Raw genomic sequence first — 19,928 nt, forward strand, 5'->3', positions numbered from 1 at the left:
CCTTGTGGGACGAGTGCGTCCGTGGACAGCAGCACCCTGACACGGCAAAAAACGCGCGTCCACCCGGATGGCGACGCCCCGGCACTTCGGGCAGTGCCGGCCACCGACGGTCCGCCCCCTTGCCCTTATCCGACTGTCCATGTCAGGGAAGCCGTCATGGACTTCCCCCAACCGATCATCATCGGCCATCGCGGCGCCTGCGGCCATCTTCCCGAACACACCCTGGCTTCCTACGCCATGGCCATCGAGCTTGGCGCGGACTTCGTCGAGCCGGACCTCGTGGCCACCAAGGACGGCGCGCTCATCGCCCGCCACGAAAACGAGATCGGCGGCACCACGGACGTGGCCGACAAGTTTCCGGACCGCAAAACCCGCAAGGTCGTCGACGGCCGGACGGTCGAAGGCTTTTTCGTCGAGGACCTGACCCTGGCCGAGGTGCGGACCCTGCGGGCCAAGGAACGCCTGCCGTTTCGAGACCAGAGCCGAAACGGCCTTTTCCCCGTACCCACCTTCCAGGAAATCATCGGCCTTGTCCGGCGCAAGGAACGGGAAACCGGAAGGCGCATCGGCCTCTATCCCGAGACCAAGCACCCATCCTATTTCCGTTCCATTGGGCTTGCCCTGGAAGGCCGGCTGGTGGAGATTCTCGAGCGCAACGGCTACAGCGGCCCGGACGCGCCGGTCTACATCCAGTCCTTTGAGATGGAAAACCTCAAGGACCTGCGTCGGATGACCGGGGTGCCGCTCATTTTCCTGCTCGAAGCACCGCAGGCGCGGCCCTACGACTTCGTCCTGTCAGGCGATCCGCGCACCTACGGCGACCTGACCACCCCGGCCGCGCTGGCCGCCATCGCCGCCTTCGCCCAGGGCATCGGGCCCTGGAAGCGGCTTATCGTCCCGGAAGCAAGCGACAAGAGCCTCGGCGCGCCAACGGCGCTCGTGGCCGACGCCCACGCGGCAGGGCTCCTCGTCCATCCCTACACCTTCCGCAACGAAGGGCGCTATCTGGCCCCGGCCTATCACAACGACCCGTCCGCGGAATACCGCCAATTCTTCGCCTTGGGCGTGGACGGCGTCTTTTCGGATTTTCCGGATACGGCCGCAACCGCCCGCGCCAGCTTCTTTCAACCGCCGCAGGCTTTCCCACCCCAACCCGGTCAAAAGGTTTAGGAAAGGGAGAGCGCGAGAGGGGAGAACCCTTTTCAAAGGGTTTCCCCTCTCGCACACTCTTTTCTAATCGTCTTTTCGCCTTAATCGGCGGCGATGGGGAAGTCCTCGACCGTGCCGGGGACGCCGGTGGTCGGGGTCTGTTCGCCGTGGGTGATTTCCTTGACGCGCTCGGAGATGTAGAGGTCGAGCATCTTGAACGTCACGCGGCCGGTGTGGCGGATATCAGCCTTGCCCATGACCCCTTCGACCAGGGCCTTGGTGAAGGCGCCGTTTTGCCAGGCCGGGTTTTCCAGGGAGTACTGGCGGCCGGTGGAGGCGGCAAAAACCACCGCGCCGTTGCCGGAGCTGGCCAGTTCGTTGATGACGCCGTTGATGTCGCCCATGCCGCGCCGCTTGGTCTGCCCCATGACGGAACCGCTGTGGCAGGTATCGACGAAGAAGAGCGTCTTGCCGGCGATGTTGCGGATGGTCTTTTGGATCTCCATGAACGGCAGGCCCGAGGCGCGCAACTTTTCCAGATCCACCGTGGCCGGCAGGAAGTAGTAGTCGCCGTTTTTGTCGTCCACGCCGTGGCCGGCCAGGAAGATCATGGCCACGTCGTGCTGGGTGGTCTGGCGTTCGATCCAGTCCAGGCCGTTCAGGACGGCGTCCTTGGTGGCCGCGCCGTCGGTGAGCACGCGGGCGACCACGTCGCCGTAGAGCCGGCCTTTTTGCAACGCCATGGCGGCGGCGAAATCCTGAGCGTCCTTGGCCGGGAATTGCAGGGACAGGGCCTTGTCGTCATAGGCTCCCACGCCGATGGCCAGGACGTAGAGCTTGGCCGCCGGGGCCGCCGGGGCCGCCGCCTTGCCGGCCCACTTGAGGCGCACCGTGGCCGGGGCCGAGGAACCGTTCTTGTTCTCGGCGATGACGGAGAGCACCACGTCGCGCCGGGGAAGCGTCACCTTCGACTGCAACACGCTCGGTTCGAAGCCGCGTCCGCCAAGGGACGGATGGTCCTCGACCACGCGCGCGCCGTCGACCAGAATGCGCACGTCCGTGACGGCTTCGCCGCCGGGGCTGCGCACGGCGAATTTGACGGTCGCGTCCGGGTTGCTAAAGGCCGAGCCGGCGGACGGCGACAGGATTTCCACCACCGGCGGCCGGGCGGTCAGCACCGAGGGCGAACGGACATCGCCGCCCCGAGCCGCATTGGCGGCGGCCAGGGCCCGGTTCTCGTCCAGGGTGCGCAGGGCCAGGTCGACCACGTCCGGGCGGTGGAAGGCGTCGCGGAAACGCGAGGCCGGGAAAAAGTCGGCGGCCCGGTCCGGGCCGTTGTTGACGTTCCAGCCGATCATGTCCTCGCCGCCGGAAGACGCGTCATAGTAGCCGGACGGCGTCCACAGCACCCAGCGCCGGCCGTCGGCATTGGGGAAATAGGACAGAATCTCCCGGCCGTCCTCCATGCGATACCAGCGGATGGAACCGTCGCCCATGGCCGCCGCCACCACCCTTCCGTCACCGCTGACGTTGACGGCCCAGACGGTATCCGGGGCCGGGGTCTGCCACAGGGGGTGGCCGTCTACGCCATAGGCCCGCACATTCCACGACGTGCCGAGCACGAGCCGCCGGCCGTCCGGGGCGATGGCCAGGGAATAAGCCGTCTCGAATTCCTTGAGCGGGAGCGCCTTGCCGTTGAGCTGTGGCGTACGGCCGCCCTCCCAGCCCGTGACCACGATGCCGGGGGCCTGGGTACGGGGCGCGGCCATGCCGGGCGTGGGCGCTTCGATCTGGCGCAGGTCGCGACCGGGCAGGGCGAAACGGTACAGACCCTTTTTGGGCGTGGCGTCATAGGCCACGGTCTCGCCGGTGCGGTCGAGGTAAAAACGCTTGGCCGAGGCGCGAAAGTCGCGAATGGCCGGGGATCGCGTCATGCCGAAGGTACCGTCCGGGCGCAGCACGCCCCAGCGCGGGGCCACGGTGCCGTAGGCCAGACCGCCGTCGGGCAGGGGGCAAAGGGTCACCACGGCGGACTTGCCCGTGTCCAGGTCCTGGTAGGCGACAAAATCGGCGGGCTTGAAACGCCGCACCGGACAGCCGTGGTCCGTGACCCAGCGCCCGGCGGCCAGAAGCGACCCGTCGGCGGCAAAGGCCACCGAGGCCAGATTCCCGTTGTCCACGCCGGTCAGGTTCGGCGCGCCGAGCAGGTTCAGGGTCTCGGCGTCAAGGACCGTGACGGCGGCGGTGTCGGTAAAACCCACGGCGAGCTGGGTCCCGTCCGGGGAAAAGGCCAGGGAAAAGGGACGCGCTCCGCCCTGGGTCCTGGTCTTGGCTACAAGCGACAGGCTCGTGTCCGTCACCTTGTATAGGCGGATGGCCCCGTCGTAGCAGGTGGTGGCCAGATGGCCCTTGCCGTCGAAAGCCGCGCCGTAGGATTCGCCGCCGTAGTCCTTGTCCCCGCCGACCAGGGACAGGTCGGACAGCCGCCAGACGCGCACGCCCTCCTCACCCATGACCGCGGCCAGGTACGCGCCGTCGTGGGATACGGCCAGGTGGTTGATGACGCTCGGCAGGCCGGTCAGGCGCTTGACCAAACGGCCGGTCTCACGCTCGAAGATGTAGATGCTGTGCGTCTTGTCCCAGCCATAGCCGGTCCAGCCGCCGCAAAAGACGTAGCGGCCGTCGGGGCTCATGGCCACACTATAAAGCCTGCCCTCGTAGCCGTGGCCGATGGGCGGGCGCAACACGCGCAGCTGTTCGCCGGTCTTGATGTCCCAGACGCGGCAGGTTTTATCATCCGAGGCGGTGGCCAGATAGCGGCCGAGGCCATCCACGGCGATGCGCTTTATGAGCGCCGTGTGCATGCCGGTTTCGATGCGCAGTATGGGTTCGGCCGGCGGTGTGCCGGCGCCAGCGGCGGTGGCATGGCAGAAGGCGACAAGGATCAGGACAGCGGTCAGGATCAGGACGCGAAGGCGCATACGGTCACTCCTCGCCCCGTAACGGGCGGCGCGCATTCTTGTCCTAGTCGCAAACGGCGTCAAGAGGCAGGAATGCGCGCCCGGGGAAACGCGCCCAAAAGGGCAGGCCCCCCTCTCGCACATTCTCCTTCCCAACGTCTTTCCGGTACGGCGGTTGTGCGGATAACAGGCTATTATTCTTAAGAGACTTGAGAAAGGGGCTCCGGGGGAAACCCTTTCCTCAGAAAGAATTTCCCCCAGGATTTTAAAAAACTTCAGCTTCGAACCAAAATATCTGAGTGGCCGGATCCTTCCAGCAACCGGGTTCCATGCCGGCCTTGCGGCAGGTCTGGCCCAGAAACGTCTCCCGGTCCCAACCCCACTCCACCGGCACCTGGGGCAGGAGCAGCCCCGAACGCCCGCCCCGGCGCATGAGCAGCCCATGGCGGCCCACTTCCACCAGATTCGGGTCCGGACAAGGCGTCAGGGGACTGAGGACCGATATTTCCACGGTGACGGCTTCGAACTCCTCACGCGTCAGCGGCGGAAAGCGCGGGTCCTCGAAGGCCGCCGCCTCGGCCATGGCGGCGATGGTCGTAAAAAGCGGCAGGTCGCCGACGATATGGCCGATGCAGCCCCGCAGCCGGCCGCGCAGATTGAGTGTGACGAAAGCGCCGTAGGGCTCGCGCAGCTTGTCCGTCGGCGGTTCAGGCACGGCGACCGCTTTGCCGGCCAGCCTCGCGGCGATGCGCATCTTGACGCAATTCTTGAGATAATCCTTTTCTTCCCCGGTCAAGGCAAAATGAAACGCGTCCATGGTTTCCTCCGGCAAACGGCTTCACTGTCCATTCCCTTTTGCGCCCTGTCGCCAGAAGGAGCAAGTCGGGGAGCGCCCGTTCCTACCGACAGCATTCCCCGAGCAGGGCGTAAAACTCACCGGCCGTGGCCTGCATGAGAAAATGACAATCCGTCGGAAACGGACGCTGCCTGATGTCGTGCTGCTGCAAAAAGTTCAGCGTTTCCGGGACGAGGTCCCGGCCGTAGGCATAGGTGACGGGCATTTTCAGTCCGGCCAAGGCCGCGCCGGCGGCATGGCTCCATTTCCCGGGCAGGGACTTGGCTTCCCGGCGCACGGCCATCACGGTACCGGCAAAGGCCTCCCGGCGGCAAAATCGCAACGAGGCATAGTAATGCCGGCAAAAGGGAAACCGGCCGAGGTAATCGCGAAAAATCACCTGTTCCCGAAACGTGTCGTACCATTCGTCGAACCGGCCGGAGAGCCTTGCCGCCTCGGCATGGGCGGTAATGAACGAGCCGAAGCGGGTGACCGAGGCCTCGGCCAGAATCAGATGGGCCACCTCGCCCGGCGCGGCGTCGCGACAGTAATAAATGGCCGGGATGCCGCCCACGGAATGCCCGACCAGATACAGGGGATTCGGACGCAGGCCGTATTCCGACGTCAGGTGGTTCAGGACCGCCCGGACCCTTCCGGTCGCGGCCTCCATGGAATAGTCCCTGGCGGCGGGGCTGGCTCCATGGCCGGCCATGTCCGGAACGATAAGACTGGCTCCGGCCAGGTAGCGCGTCTCGAAGGCCTCCTCGAAGGCCAGATGGGAATCGCCGAGGCCATGCAGACAGACCACGGCCGGGGCTCGGCCGGAAATGATCCGGACCCGGGCATAAACCGGTGCGTCGTCCGTCGGCACGAGGACCTCGCGTATCCCCATGTCGCCGCGTTGCTCCGAAGCAAAGAATTTTCCCATGATCTTGACCGCCCCCCTCCAGCGCATGTAATCCTAACGGGAATATTGAACTCCCGCCAGTCGTCCCACGGCGAGCCTGGTGGGCGGCTGCAACACTACGACAGGCGGGCAATACCTCATGAAGTTCACCATCGCGACCCGATTGGGCCTTGGCTTCGGACTGGTTCTCGCGGCCATGACCACCGGAACGCTGGTCATGACGCTCTCCATGAACGCCGTGAAGGAACGCGCGACCAACATCCACGCCGAAAGCCTGCCCCTGGCCGACGAAGCGGCCAGGATGCAATTTATGGCCGTGAACGTGCAACAGTTCCTCACTGACGTTTCGGCAACCGGCGAAGAAGACGGCTTCGCCGGGGCCAAAGAGGCGGCGGACACGTTTCGCAAGGGCGTTGCCAAATTCACGGAAGCGGCACGCCAAAGAAACGACGCCGCCCTGCGGACGGAAATCGAGGCCATCGCCAAGGATTTCGAGGCCATGAACGATGTCGGCGTCCGCATGGCCAAGGCCTACATCACAAACGGCCGCGAGGCCGGCAACGCGCTGATGCAGGACTTCGACGCGCGAACCGAAGCCCTGGCCAAGCGCATCAATCCGCTCAAAGAGCGACAGTTCAAGAGAGCCGGTGCCCAGGTTTCCGCCGTGGTCGACTCCCTGGCCTCGGACCTGACCCTGCAATACGTCCTGCTCGCCCTGTCGCTGGCCATCGGCGTGGTCACGGCCTGGCTGGTTTCCAGAAGCATCGGAAGACAGCTCGGGGCCGAGCCCGAGGAAGTGGCCGCCCTGGCCCGGGAAGTGGCCGCCGGACACTTCGACAACGTCCAGGCCGCCTGCAACCGCAACGGCCACACCTGCGGGGTCATGTCGGCCATGGCCGAGATGGCCAAGAAACTGCGGGCCTCGTTCGAGGACGCCGCGGCCGGCAAGGCCGCGGCCGAAGCCAAAAGCGCCGAAGCCGAACGCAGCAAGCTCGCGGCCGAACAGGCCATGGGCCAGGCCGAGCACGCGCGACTCGCCGGCATGGCCGAAGCGGCCGACCGCCTGGAAGACCTGGCCGATGTCGTGGCCCGGGCCGGCAACACCCTGACCGACCGCGTGGCCCAGGTTTCGGGTGGCACCCAGCGTCAATACGACCGCACGACCGAAACAGCCACGGCCATGGAGGAACTCAACGCCACCGTGCTCGCGGTGGCCCAAAACGCCGGCAGGGCATCGGAAAGCGCCCAGGCCGCCCGGGAAGGGGCAAAGCAGGGGCTCACCGCCACCGAAGAGGTTTCCCACTCCATCGAACGGGTCCGGGAGCTCTCCCTCGGGCTCAAGGCCAGCCTCGACGGACTGGGCGAGCGGGCCAAGGGCATTGCCGCCATCATGAACGTCATCTCCGACATCGCCGACCAGACGAATCTGCTGGCCTTAAACGCCGCCATCGAGGCCGCCCGGGCCGGCGATGCCGGGCGAGGCTTCGCCGTGGTCGCCGACGAGGTCAGGAAGTTGGCCGAAAAAACCATGCAGGCAACCGGTGAGGTCGCGGCCGTGGTCACGGCCATAAACGACGGCGTGCGGGAAAACGTGGCCGGCATGGACACGGCCGTGGATGCCGTTGCCGCCACCACGGAACTCGCCGGTAAATCCGGAGACGCCCTGCGCCATATCGTTGCCATGATGGAGTCCACCACCGAGGAAATCCGGCAGATCGCCGACGCCTCGCAGCAGCAGTCCGCCGCCTCGGACGAGATCAACCGGGCCCTGGCCGACATCAGTCTCGTGTCGGAAGAGACGGCCCAGGGCATGGACGATGCCCGGGGGGAACTGGACCGGCTGTCCCAGTCGGCGGCGCAACTCGCCGCGCTGATCGACGGACTGCGCCGGGAAGGCTCCCCCGCCCTCCCGAGTGTATAATCCTTTTGCAATGAGAGATGGGGGGAAACCTTGTCTTACGAAAGGTTTCCCCCCAGGCCCCCCTTCCAAAGACTTTCAACGGTTACAGAGCGTTACCATGAGAGCGCCTATCACCGTGAAAAGTTTTTGGGAGGGGAGAGCGCGAGAGGGGGACCCTTTTTTCCAAAAAGGGTCCCCCTCTCGCATCTTCCTCACCTCTCAAAAGCTCAACGAACGCCGCGTTCGTTGAAGAACGAACTGTACTTCTGGTCGGTGCCCTTGATGTGGCCGACGAGCCAGTTTTTCAGGAAGTTCATGACCTCGTTGGTCAGCGCCACCTTGTTGGCCCGGAAGTCTTTGCCAAAGGCGAGGACCTTGTCCACGAACTTCTCGTGCTCCTTGCGGTGGTTGAGGTAGCCCGGATACTTGTACTGCTCCATGAGCTTTTCCTCGAAACCGAAATGCTCCACCGCGTATTCCTCGAGTTCGCGCAGGATGCTTTCCACCTGATCCTTGCCCTTTCCGCTGCGCATGGCCTCGTGCAGGTCGCAGATCATCCGCACCAGCTTCTGGTGCTGGCTGTCGATTTCCTGGATGCCGACGGCCAGGGATTGGTCCCAGATGAGGATGGCGTCGTTGATGGAGCAGGACACGGAACCACCGTTGCCGGATGCGGATTTGGCCGGCGCGGCATGGGCAGGAGCAGGATGCGCGGACGTGGCCTTAGGCGCGGGCTTGGCCGGCGCATGGGGAAGAGCCTTGGCCGCGGCCGGACGCCGGGGAGCGGGCAGCGACTTGGCGGCGGGCCGACTCGACGGCAGGGACGGCACTCTGGGGCTTGCGGCCACAGCACGCGGCGCGCCGGCCTTTTTCGGATGGCCCGCGGTCGTATCGCCGGTCATGCGGCGAATGACGTCGTCAAGTTCGCCGGACAAGGCGGACAGGGCGGACAGGGCGGCGGTGGCGGTTTCCATGCCGTCGGCGGTCTCGCCGGCGATGCGGTTGACCTCTTCCACGGCCCGGTTGATCTCTTCGGAGGTGGCGGACTGTTCCTCCGAGGCCGTGGCGATGGAGGCGACTTGCGAGGCCGTGGCGTCAACGATGCCCACGATCTCGTCCATGAAGCGGCCCGAAGCGGCGGCGGCGGCGGTGCTCTCCTCGATGCCCTGGGCGGCGGATTCCACGGCGGCGATGTTCTCGCGGGCCTGTCCCTGGATGGAGATCACGGCCTCTCCCACCTCCTTGGTGGCGGTCATGGTCTTTTCGGCCAGCTTCCTGACCTCGTCGGCGACCACGGCGAAGCCCCGCCCGGCATCGCCGGCCCGAGCGGCCTCGATGGCGGCGTTTAAGGCCAGCAGGTTCGTCTGGTCGGCGATGTCGGAGATGACGTTCATGATATGACCGATGCTGTCGGCCTGCTGGCCAAGGCGGGTCATGGATTCCTTGAGTTCCAGGATGCGCTGGCGGATGACTTCGATGGACTCGACGGCGGAGCGCACGCCCTCGGCCCCTGTGAGCGCCTTGCCCTTGGCCTCGTCGGCGCTGGTCGCCGCCGCGGAGGCGTTGTGGGCAACCTCGAGCACGGTGGCGTTCATCTCTTCCATGGCCGTGGCCGTCTCGATCATGCGGTCGCGCTGGTGCTGGGCGCCGCCGGCCACGAGTTGGGCCTGCTCGAGCAGACTCGCCGACTCGTCCATGACGGATTCGGACACGCTTCTGGCCTGGGCCGCGGCTTCATGCATGCGGGCAAGCAATTCGTTGGTGCGGGTTTCCTGTTCCCGGGTCGCCACGAGGGCCGAATGGGTTTCGGCGGCCTGGAGCTCGCACTCCTGCCCCTTTTTCTGGGTCTCGCTCATTTCCTGTTCCAGCGAGGCCACCATGCGGGACAAGGCGTCCCGCAGTTCGGAGAGCTCCGGGGGGTAGTTTCCGGCGGCCCGGGCCTTGAGGTTCCCCTGGGCCACGGCCGTGGCGTATTCCCGAAGCCGGGTCAGCGGGGCATTCAGGCTGCGGCTCAAAAGCACCAGCACGGACAAGAAAACCACCGCGCCAAGCGCCATGCCGCTGGCCTGGATCGTCATCAATGTCGTGACGTTGCCCTCGGCGATCTCTTCCAGCCTGTCGACGGCCTTGTCCTGGGCGAGCGCCATGTCCTCCGCAGCGGCCGCCAGCCTGTCGGCCGTGGTGCTGTCAGGCTTGGACAGCATGGTTTCCACTTCGGCCACGAAGGGCTTGATGCGCGCGGCGGCGGCCATGAGCAGGGCCGCCGTTTCGCGGTCGGCCTTGGGGATATGGAAGCCCTTACCGTCGTTGTAGTCGCCGCCGGCTATCAGCAGGTTCTGGACGTCTGCGAAGGCGACCAGGCGCTTACGCACATCCTCGGCCAGGGCGGCATTGCCTTTCCCGGACTTGGCGTTCTGGGCATAGGCCAGAGCGTCCTTGGCGATTTTCTGGACCTGCATCCACTGCCGTCCGGCCAGGGTGCTGACGAGTCCGTCCGCCTTTTGGGAAGCGGTCAGGCTCCAGGTGGCGCCGAACATCACGCAACTTAAAAGGAACATGATCGCGAGGGAGCAGAGAACCTGCAGACGAATACTCATGAAAGGGCTCCTTGAGCCCGGGCGAGCGGTGAAATCTTGCAATACAGCCCGGGCTCAGCCCTTCCAGCATGAGGCCCGGGCGAAAGTCAATGGACATTTTGGTTATCGGAAAAGTGAGGTTGCGGCCGAAAGCATGCCCTCGAGCTCCGCGTCGCGAAGAGACAGGCGGCGACGCAGCAGCCCGATCTCGTCGCCGGGATCAAAAAGCGGGTAATCGCTGCCGAAAAGGATGCGTTCGCGGGGATGACCGTCCACGATGCGGTGCAGGGTGTCGTCGTCGATAAAGGACAGGGAACTCGACGTGTCGATGTAGACGTCCTTGCCCACGAGATGCTCCAGCACATACTGCCAATGGAGATACCCCCCCAGGTGCGCGGCGATGACCGTCAGCCCGGGGAAATCGCGCACAATGGCCGCCACCTTGTCCGGGGAGGAATTGTTCTGCTCGGGCGGCAGGTTGTCGCCCACGTGGAGCATCACCATGAAGCGGCCGGACAGGGCCTCGAAAATCGGCCAGAGCCGATGGTCGTCCAGGCGGAAACCCTGGAAATCGGCGTGGAACTTGATGCCCTTGATACCGTTGCGTTCAAGCCTGTCCAGCTCGCGCTCGAAGTCCGGGTAGTCCGGATGCAGGGTGCCGAAGGAAAGCACCTCGGGGTTTTCCCGGTGGATGCGTATGGCCCAGTTGTTGGCCGGAACCACCTGGGCCGCGGCCGTGGCCGCATTGTGGACGACCACCCGGTCGAGTCCCGCCTTTTTGGCCCGGGCGATCAGGTCGTCGATCTGCCCCGTGCCGACGGGTTTGATGCCATAGTGGCTTTCGAGCTGGGCCAGGACCTTGTCCGATATCTTGGGATGATAGGCGTGCGTATGGATGTCGATGAACATGATGTGCGACAAAAAGGAGAGACAGGTTAGACGGCGAAAAGCTCGCGCAGCCAGCCCGGGACGGCCATGGGCCTTCCTTCGGGCGTGGTGCAGGCGTGCAGGGTCTCGCCGGCGGCCAGGAGCATCGAGGCGTCCGGCGGACCGAAAACCTGGTAGACAAAGGTGACCGAGGCCCGGCCCCAGGCGGCGATGGCGGTACGTACGGTGACCACGTCGTCGTAATGGGCGGGGCGCAGGTAGCGAACGGCCAGATCGCGCACGGGCAACCACACCCCGCGTGCCTCGACGTCGCCGTAGCTCATGCCGCGCTCCCGGATGAAATGCCCCCTGCCCCGCTCAAACCAGTGGGGATAATGCCCGTAATAGGCATAGCCCATGCGGTCCGTTTCCCCGTAGGAGACGGTCAGCTCCAGCCGGGAATCGGGGGAGGGAAAATCCTCGGGTTTTACGATAGGGGCCATGATGCGTTTACTGTTTCCCGTTCGCCCAGCCGACAGCCGTCGGCAAAAGGGTATGCCCTGATGCGACGGCAAGGCCGGTGGCGGCCGCTTCGCGTTCGGAAAATGCGACCGCGCCGGAAGGGGTTACGCCTTGCTTCCAGAAAAGGAAAGGCACGGGATCGGCGCTGTGCGTGCGAATGACAATGGGGGTGGGATGGTCGCAGGCGATCAGAAACGCGACATCCTCTCCCAGGGCCTCGCGCATGGGGGCCACGATGCGGGCGTCGAAGCGGGCCACGGCCTCGGTCTTGGCCGCCGCGTCGCCGGCATGGCCGCACTCGTCCGGCGCTTCCACGTGCACAAACACGAAATCGCCGGTCTTCAAGAAATCGAGCGCCGCCGCCACCTTGCCTTCGTAATTGGTGTCAAGCAGTCCCGTGGCCCCGGGCACGTCCAAGACAGCCATGCCGGCGGCCCGTCCCAGGCCCTTGACCAGATCCACGGCCGAAACCACGGCCCCGCGCAGCCCGAACGTTTCGGTAAAATCGGGAAGCGCAAGCGCCCTGCCCTGCCCCCACGGCCACACGGCATTGGCCTTGCTGCCATTTTCCGCCCCGGCCAGAACCTTGCCGGCGCATTGCACGAAATTCCACAAGGCCGGGGCCCGGCGCAGTTCCTCCAGGTCGGGGGCGATCCCCTGATCCGTGATGTCATGGGGCGGACGCACCGCGACCCGCGCCTCGGGACGCCCCGCCGCGCCCTTGGCCACGAGCAGATGGCGGTACTGCACGCCCGGATGGACCACATAGTCCGACGGACAGCACTCCCGGCCGATGGCCTCCACCAGCTTCGTCGAGACGTCCGTGGCGATATGCCCGGCGGAATAGTCGCGCATGAGCCCAGAGTCGGAAAGTTCGCTGACCGTCACGGTATTGAGCCGGAAGACCACGTCGTCGGCTCCGAGCGACAAGCCCATGGCCGCCGCCTCGATGGGACCGCGCCCGGTGTGATACGTGGCCGGGTCGAAACCCAAAAGCGCCATATTGGCCACATCCGAGCCCGGGGCCATGCCCTCCGGCACCGTGCGGCAAAGCCCCACCATGCCCTCTTTGGCCATGGCGTCCATGACGGGTGTCGCGGCCGCTTCCATGGGTGTTTTGCCGCCAAGCGCCTCGACCGGCAGATCGCCCATGCCGTCAGCAATAAGGAAAACGAGTTTGGACAAAGCATGCCTCCGGCGGCCGGGGAGAAACTGTGTGCAAAAAGTTTCTCCCCGGACCCTCTTCAAAAACTTTTCACAGGGAAGAGAGGGATACTCTCCGTTTGTTGTCTTGGGAAAAACAATATTCCAGGTGGGCCGCCGTCTCCTTGGCGATAGCCTCGTCGTAGTACCGGGCGACAAGCCGCAGGCCAAGGTCGATACCGGCGCTGATGCCGGCGGAGGTCAGGAGATTGCCGTCCTCCACCACATGCGCGTCGTCCACTACGGTGACGTCGGGATAGCTGGCGCGCATCCAATCGAGGGAACGCCAGTGGGTGGTGGCCCGCCGGCCCGCCAGAAGCCCGGCCTTGCCAAGCAGCATGGAGCCGGTGCACACGCCGGCAAGGGTCCGCGCTTTCGCGCCGGTCTCCCTGATCCAGGCCACAAGCGCCGCGTCGTCGAGGGCCTTGCGCACGCCCCAGCCACCGGGAACGAGCAGAACGTCCGGGGCGGCACAGGCCGCCAAGGTCGTATCGGGCAGGAAACGCGGTCCGTTGGCGCAGGCGACGGGTTCAAGGGAAGCGGCGACAAGTTGCAGGCGAAAGGGCGAAGAGTCCTCCCGCCGCCGTGCTGCATCAAGCCGGCAGGCGGAAAGCGCCTCGTACGGACCGGTAAAATCCAGAAGTTCCACACCCGGGAACACGAGGATCGCCACGTCGGTCGATTGCTTTGCCATCAGACTTCCTCGCGCTCTTCCGCGTTGCGGCGGGCTGTCGCCAGAGCCGGCCGGCGCGACAAAAAACCGGCTTGCGCCGGAACCATCCGCGACAAGGAGATAGTCCCTCGTCCCTGCCGTTGCGAGTTGGTCCGGAAGGCACGTAACCACCTCCCGGACCAGCGAATTCCCTTTCCTCTACAATACCCTGAAATGCACCGTGCCGGGTTTGATGAACGGCATGGCGGCGGCGTCTTCCAGCACGCCCTTGATGGCCCGTTCGGTGGCTTCGTGGGTGAGGAAAACAATCGGCACGTGCCCGTCCTCGGGGGCGCCTTTCTGCACCGCCTGGCGGATGCTGACCCCATGCACGCCCATGGACTTGGAGATGGCGGCCATGACGCCGGCCTGATCCTTGACCGTGAAGTGGATGTAATGGGGACAGATTGCGTCTTCAGGGTCGGGCTGACTGGCCTCGGGCAAGGGTTCGACCAGAAAGCCGGTGTTGTTGGGGATCATGCCTTCACGGGCCAGGGCCATGATGTCGCCCAGAACAGCGCTGCCCGTGGGCAGGTCGCCGGCCCCCTTGCCGTGCAGAATGATCGGACCGGAGGCGTCACCTTCCACGCGCACGGCATTGAACGCGCCATTGACGCTGGCGAGCAGATAATCCTTGTGCACGAGCATGGGGCTCACGCTGGCGGAGAGCCTCCCTTGGACTTCGTGGACCTGGCCGATGAGCTTGATGGTGTAGTCGAACTCACCGGCGAAGCGAATGTCCTCGGTCGTGACCTTGGTGATGCCCGTCACGGGCAACTTGGCCAAGGGCAGATTCTGCCCGTAGGCGAGCCGGATCAGCAAGATGAGCTTGTGGGCCGCGTCGATGCCCTCGATGTCGAGGGTCGGGTCGGCCTCGGCGTAGCCTTTTTCCTGGGCCTGACGCAACGCCGCGGCAAAGGTCAGGCCTTTGTCGCTCATGCTGCTCAGGATATAGTTGGCCGTACCGTTCAATATGCCGATGATGCTGACGATGCGGTTGCCGGCCAGGGATTCCTTGAGGGTGGCCACGATGGGGATGGCCCCGGCGCAACTGGCCTCGTAGTAAAGCCCCAGCCCCTTCTCGGCCGCCAGGGCGAAAAGTTCGGGGCCGTGCTCGGCCAAAAGCGCCTTGTTGGCCGTGACCACGTGTTTGCCGGCCAAAAGGGCGCGACGGATCAGGTCGAGGGCCGCACCGGTGCCCCCCATGAGTTCGACCACAATGTCGATGTCCGGATCCGTCACCAGGGCATCGGGATCGGTGGTCAATCCGACATGGGGCGGCAACGTCACGACCCGGGGCTTGGCGACGTCGCGCACCAGCACCTTGGTCAGGGCGATGGGACGGCCGAGGCGGCGCGTGATCCAGTCGGCGTTGCGCGTGACAATGGCCACAAGGCCGGACCCGACAGTGCCGAGCCCGGCCAGACCTATACGAACGGGGCGTTTGTCGTTGTGCATGACTACCCTGAAAGCACTTTTTTGATGTTCCGTGTGGCCTGGTTGATGCGGTGCCTGTTTTCCACCAGCGAAAAGCGGACATGGTCGTCGCCAAAATGGCCGAAGCCGAGTCCCGGTGAAACGGCGACCGAGCCCTCGCGCAACAGCAGCTTGGAAAATTCCACGGATTTCATGTGAGCGAACTCTTCGGGAATCTTGGCCCACACGAACATAGTGGAATTGGGCGAGGGCACCATCCAGCCGGCGCGACACAGACCCTCGATCAGCGCGTCGCGGCGATCCTGGTAGACGTTTCGAATTTCGCTGACGCATTCCTGGGGCCCATTGAGCGCCACCGAGGCGGCGATCTGGATGGGCTGAAACATGCCGTAATCCAGATAACTCTTGATGCGGGTGAGCGCATGGACCATTTCCTGGTTGCCGCAGCAGTAGCCGACGCGCCAACCGGCCATGGAATAGCTTTTGCTCATGGAAAAGAATTCCACGCCCACATCCTTGGCGCCCTTGGCCTGCAAAAAGCTCGGCGGCTGGTAGCCGTCCAGGCCGTAATCGGCATAGGCGAAGTCGTGGATCACCATCATGTCGTGTTCTTTGGCGAAATCCACGATGCGCTGGAAGAAGTCGATATCCACGGTGGCCGTGGTGGGGTTGTGCGGGAAGGAGATGATGAGCAGTTTCGGCTGCGGCCAGGTCTGTCGGGTGGCCAGGAGCAGGTCTTCGAAGAAGTCGCTGTCGCAGCTGATGGGAATGCGCCGCACATCCGCCCCGGCGATGATGCAGGAATAGGGGTGGATGGGATAGGACGGATCGGTGGCGAAGACAACATCGCCCGGGGAGAGCATGACCAGGGCCAGGTGGGCCATGCCTTCCTTGGCCCCCAGGGTGACCACCGCCTCGGTTTCGGGATCGATGTCCACGTCGAAGCGACGCTTGTACCAGCCGGAAATGGCGTTTCGCAGGCCCTTGATGCCGCGCGAAGCCGAGTACCGGTGGTTGGCGGGCTTCTGGGCGGCCTCGATGAGCTTTTCGACGATGTGCGGGGGCGTGGGCAAGTCGGGATTGCCCATGCCAAGGTCGATGACGTCTTCGTTTCGCCGCCGCATCTGCATTTTCAGCTCGTTGACGGTGGCGAAGACGTATGGCGGAAGGCGTTCCATACGCGCGAACTTTTTCATGCCCGAGACTCCTTTTGCAGTGGACTCGATTGAGCCGAGGCAAGAGCATAGCCGTCTGGGCAGCCCCCTGTAAAGAGTACAGAGCGTTGATCGCGCGTCGGCGCAGGATTTTTTCTTGACCGGCATCCCGCAAACCGCTATCAGGCCGTGTTGCGGAGAGGTGGCCGAGTTGGCCGAAGGCGCTCGCCTGCTAAGCGGGTAACGGGGCAAAACCCTGTTCGAGGGTTCAAATCCCTCCCTCTCCGCCAGATGCCTATATCCCCGGGTTTCGCAAGAAGCCCGGGTTTTTTATTTCTCGTCCTCTTGTGCATACCGCTTCGGCATGCGTTTGTTCTCACGCTGCGAAAAATCATCCTCAACCTCTCCTGACGAGCCAAGTCCGGCGGGAGACGCTTGAGGGAATTGTCGACTGTGGATGCCCCAAGTCGCGAAGATCGATTCTGTTGCACACATTCCTCGCGCTACCGCCTCCCTTTCAAAGCAGCATGGTCTTCCAGCCCCCCCCAAAAAAACGTCTGGCCAATGGTGCTCAGGCCGCCCCCTCCCCTCTTTCCCTGGGCAAAAAACTCTTTTGAAGCGGCCGTTCGAGTGTTAATTCTCTCAACATGGCATAGCTGTTCGCATGCCCAGCGCAGGCTCTCATTGCTTGAACGAAAGGATACAGACGTCTCCAGACGCCGCAATGACATACCATGGTTCATTATAAAAAACCTTGATACCTTCTGTAGGAGGAGGAACAATATTATTATAGAGATGCAAACCATAGTCACGCAACACGTCGGAAGCAAAATAAAGATATCCAACACTCGGGTTTATCAGTTTATACATAACAGGATACTTCCTGCCAAGATTGGAAAAGGCTGGAGAATAGCCTATTGTATTTTCATAAAATATAGAATGACATTTTGTTTTTTGCTGTACTTTTACCAGCTGATAGGCCAATGGGACCAACCTGTTTTTCTCCCAATTCATCTGAGAAGCCAACAGATTTCCGTAAGCGCTTGCAAAAACAACTAACTGCAAAGAGCTATAGACCGTGATCGCAAAAAATATTTTCCGATAAAACCCTTTCTTTTGCATAAGCAACAGTGGATCAAGCAATATAAATGCGAAGGCCGCCCCAACAGCAAGAAATGTTCTTGGCGCGTAAACTGGATTGATCAAAAAAAGTTGTATAAAAAAAGGTGCGATGGTAAGAAAAAAAAGCATGATAATAAATGCTATACTCTTGAGCACTCCATTCACGATATTGTTTTTGAGAAAAACTTTTCTTATAGACACAATGATCATCACGTAAACATTCAAAATCAAAACATACTCAAAAATGGATTTATTCCAATCTGACATCAAGTAGTGATAATATACGACACTATTTCTAATAAAGATCTGAAGGTGACTCAAGTCACCGCCAGACATTGCGGAATGGCTTTTCCCCCACTGTGAAGTAACAGGGAAAAAGTACTTTATTTCGACAAAATACGCCGCAAGCGCAGTCAAGGCCCCAAGCGCTAAGGAAAATTGGCCACGCCGAAAAAATCGACTCTCCTCATCACCTCTCAGACATATCAGCAAGCTATAAACAAAAATACAAAGAAAAACTCCAAAAGAAGGTTGGTATGTATTCAACGCCAAAAATATAGCTGCAAATGTTACTCCAAATACCAACTTCTTGCTCTCGACAGATCGCAATGCGACAAATGGCATAGCCATAATAAAAACAGAAATTACTTCCCATAACGAACAAAACTTATATGATAGATTTTCAAGAATATACGGTGACAAACAAATCGGCGTAAAGCAAAGAAGATATAAACAATTACCGTTTTTATTAAAGCAATAGAGAAGAGATAGACCGGTCAATGACAGTACAAATATAGCTCCGACTTGGAAGAAAGGAGAAGAGTCTACCTGCATTCCAAAATAATATACTTCTGAAAATATATATGAAAGCAATCTTCCGGATTGCTCCCATTCCTCATTACTATTTAAAATAAATCTAACATCATCTCTATACGGATAATTTGCACGCAGCACAGCTGAAAACGCCAATAGGTTAAGAACAAAAAAAAGAATAAAAATGCCTTTTTTTGACATCACCCAGACAATAAAATCATTCTTTTCACTATACGCCACCGTCATACCGCAACACCTTTGTCCAAAACACCTTTGTCCAACTATAACTCAGCATATAACAAAAGAAACTACACCGATGTCGACTCTCTTTGCCGCACCGAAATCCATGTGCCCTATCCTTCAAAGCATGCCCGCTCCAAAGCGCATTTGTCCAGTCGAATCAGCGCCTTTCGCGCGACGGAATCGAAAGGCATGCTTGAAAAGACCGGATACCCATCGCAAAAGCCCGCGTGCACTTTGCCCGACCGGCAATCCTGCCGCCAGCCGCACTTCCGGCATACGACCCGGTCTTGATTATTGTGTCCTTGGCCCTGATCGCGTAAGAGATTGTGCCCGCGTTGGCCCGTGCGAGAGTGGCGGAATCGGGAGACGCACCAGACTTAGGATCTGGCGCCGCAAGGCATAGGGGTTCGAACCCCCTCTCTCGCACCATCATTGTTTTTTCTACGTTTTTGCGGCTCCTCTGGCCATTCAGGTCAAGGGGAAGCCGCTTTTTTTACGTCGTCTGTCCCCCATTTGGAGGAGTGGCGCGCCCGGGCCCCACAAAAAACCGCCTGCTGGATTGTAGGGTCGCTTGCGGTGCGGGCACACGCGCGTCAGGACTTCCCCTTCCATTTGTCGGCCCCCAGAAGATACGCCACCTCTTCACGAGTCAGTATACGACGCCCATGGCCGGGCAGATCCTTTTTCTTGGCTATCTGCGCGATAAGGGTTCGCCCTTGCAGGGTAAAAAACTCCAGGTCGACTGGAAGCCGGCACAGTCCGTGGATTTTTCCGCTGGCGACGGCCTCGACGACAGGTTGCGGGCAGGGAGGCCGAAACAGGACGACAAGGGCCATGCCGCTTTTTGCCAATTCGAGCATATCGGCAACAGAGGCTTCGGCATCCGCGCCGACTTCAATAAACGCAAGCTCACACCGGAATGGCTGAAACTGAGAGAGTCTGGCCTCTTTTATATTGTGAACGGCTACCACATGATGATCGCTGGACAAAGCTGAAGTCATCGCCGCCAGTTCAACGGCGTCCGAACATGCTATAAGAATATTGGCACGATACATATATTATTATATAAACAAACCGGATAAATTTCTGACCCACGGGCAACGATCGCACCAGCCCCGCCAAAGCAAACGCGCCAGACCGCAATGACACGTATCTCGCAACAACCTCTCCGGGGCTGTGAAGAGCCTAAAAAAGATAAACGGGGAAACACACGGCATGCTGTGAGAACAAGGCAGAAAGGAAGCCTCATTCCTGCCTGGGTTCTGCCTATTTTCTGATAAACATCTTTGGTACAGCAGTCTAGCGTTTCCTGGTGGGGAGGACGGCCGGGGACGGCACCTTGGGTGGCAAGCCGGCGACAACCGACTTACACCTGCAAAGGAGCGGCCCCCGGGCTGGTGGTCTAAGGCTGCTGGACGAAATAGCGGCGGTCAGCGGCGGACTTCGCTTACGCGCCAACGTGGCGATGGCGGGATTGAGGGGGGGGCTGCTGGACGAGGCGGAGGCGGAATGCACTGCGCAACCATCC

14 protein-coding genes and 2 tRNA genes are annotated in these 19,928 nt (G+C 61.9%); 5 read left to right on the plus strand and 11 right to left on the minus strand.

The features are described 5' to 3' along the window. The first annotated feature begins 156 nt into the window (after nt 1-156). Nucleotides 157-1,170 carry a glycerophosphodiester phosphodiesterase gene (locus K9F62_17800; protein UJX40530.1) on the plus strand — a complete coding sequence of 338 codons (1,014 nt, stop codon included), beginning with the start codon at nt 157-159 and terminating at the stop codon, nt 1,168-1,170. Between the two features lie 80 nt (nt 1,171-1,250). Here K9F62_17800 and K9F62_17805 read toward each other — a convergent pair whose 3' ends face one another. The 3 genes from K9F62_17805 to K9F62_17815 all read right to left on the minus strand — a co-directional run bounded on the left by K9F62_17805 (nt 1,251) and on the right by K9F62_17815 (nt 5,872). Then, a complete protein-coding gene (locus K9F62_17805; GenBank protein UJX40531.1) occupies nt 1,251-4,130 on the minus strand; it encodes a caspase family protein in 2,880 nt (959 codons plus the stop codon). Nucleotides 4,131-4,374: 244 nt separating this feature from the next. After that, entirely contained in the window at nt 4,375-4,926 is a 552-nt protein-coding gene (gene amrA / locus K9F62_17810; protein ID UJX40532.1) for an AmmeMemoRadiSam system protein A, read from the minus strand. A gap of 82 nt (nt 4,927-5,008) precedes the next feature. Then, a complete protein-coding gene (locus tag K9F62_17815) occupies nt 5,009-5,872 on the minus strand; it encodes an alpha/beta hydrolase (protein ID UJX40533.1) in 864 nt (287 codons plus the stop codon). 118 nt (nt 5,873-5,990) lie between these two features. Between K9F62_17815 and K9F62_17820 the strand changes: the two genes are divergently transcribed. Then, a complete protein-coding gene (locus K9F62_17820; GenBank protein UJX40534.1) occupies nt 5,991-7,772 on the plus strand; it encodes a methyl-accepting chemotaxis protein in 1,782 nt (593 codons plus the stop codon). A 206-nt stretch (nt 7,773-7,978) separates the two neighbouring features. On the opposite strand, the gene K9F62_17825 is transcribed toward K9F62_17820, so the two are convergent. The 7 genes from K9F62_17825 to K9F62_17855 form a co-directional block, all read right to left on the minus strand. Beyond that, nucleotides 7,979-10,348, minus strand: coding sequence for a bacteriohemerythrin (locus K9F62_17825; GenBank protein ID UJX40535.1), 2,370 nt, complete (start codon nt 10,346-10,348; stop codon nt 7,979-7,981). A 102-nt stretch (nt 10,349-10,450) separates the two neighbouring features. Beyond that, entirely contained in the window at nt 10,451-11,236 is a 786-nt protein-coding gene (locus tag K9F62_17830; protein ID UJX40536.1) for an amidohydrolase family protein, read from the minus strand. Between the two features lie 26 nt (nt 11,237-11,262). Continuing rightward, nucleotides 11,263-11,697 (minus strand): acyl-CoA thioesterase, encoded by a 435-nt coding sequence (locus K9F62_17835; protein ID UJX40537.1) that lies wholly within the window; start codon nt 11,695-11,697, stop codon nt 11,263-11,265. 7 nt (nt 11,698-11,704) lie between these two features. Then, complete coding sequence (locus tag K9F62_17840) at nt 11,705-12,901, minus strand: cofactor-independent phosphoglycerate mutase (protein UJX40538.1); 1,197 nt, start codon at nt 12,899-12,901, stop codon at nt 11,705-11,707. Between the two features lie 70 nt (nt 12,902-12,971). After that, nucleotides 12,972-13,613, minus strand: coding sequence for a DJ-1/PfpI family protein (locus tag K9F62_17845; protein UJX40539.1), 642 nt, complete (start codon nt 13,611-13,613; stop codon nt 12,972-12,974). A 177-nt stretch (nt 13,614-13,790) separates the two neighbouring features. Beyond that, nucleotides 13,791-15,089 (minus strand): homoserine dehydrogenase, encoded by a 1,299-nt coding sequence (locus K9F62_17850; GenBank protein UJX40540.1) that lies wholly within the window; start codon nt 15,087-15,089, stop codon nt 13,791-13,793. Between the two features lie 2 nt (nt 15,090-15,091). After that, nucleotides 15,092-16,264, minus strand: a complete 1,173-nt coding sequence (locus tag K9F62_17855) for an aminotransferase class I/II-fold pyridoxal phosphate-dependent enzyme (GenBank protein UJX40541.1) — start codon at nt 16,262-16,264, stop codon at nt 15,092-15,094. A gap of 154 nt (nt 16,265-16,418) precedes the next feature. Here K9F62_17855 and K9F62_17860 point away from each other — a divergent pair. After that, nucleotides 16,419-16,512 (plus strand) — tRNA-Ser (locus K9F62_17860). 391 nt (nt 16,513-16,903) lie between these two features. Here K9F62_17860 and K9F62_17865 read toward each other — a convergent pair. After that, a complete protein-coding gene (locus K9F62_17865; GenBank protein UJX40542.1) occupies nt 16,904-18,403 on the minus strand; it encodes a glucosyltransferase domain-containing protein in 1,500 nt (499 codons plus the stop codon). Between the two features lie 341 nt (nt 18,404-18,744). On the opposite strand from K9F62_17865, the gene K9F62_17870 reads away from it, so the two are divergent. Continuing rightward, nucleotides 18,745-18,829 (plus strand) — tRNA-Leu (locus K9F62_17870). Between the two features lie 236 nt (nt 18,830-19,065). Beyond that, nucleotides 19,066-19,395, plus strand: a complete 330-nt coding sequence (locus K9F62_17875) for a hypothetical protein (protein UJX40543.1) — start codon at nt 19,066-19,068, stop codon at nt 19,393-19,395. Nucleotides 19,396-19,928: the final 533 nt, after the last annotated feature.

Source organism: Desulfovibrio sp. JY, from assembly GCA_021730285.1.
Taxonomy (GTDB): Bacteria; Desulfobacterota; Desulfovibrionia; order Desulfovibrionales; family Desulfovibrionaceae; genus Solidesulfovibrio.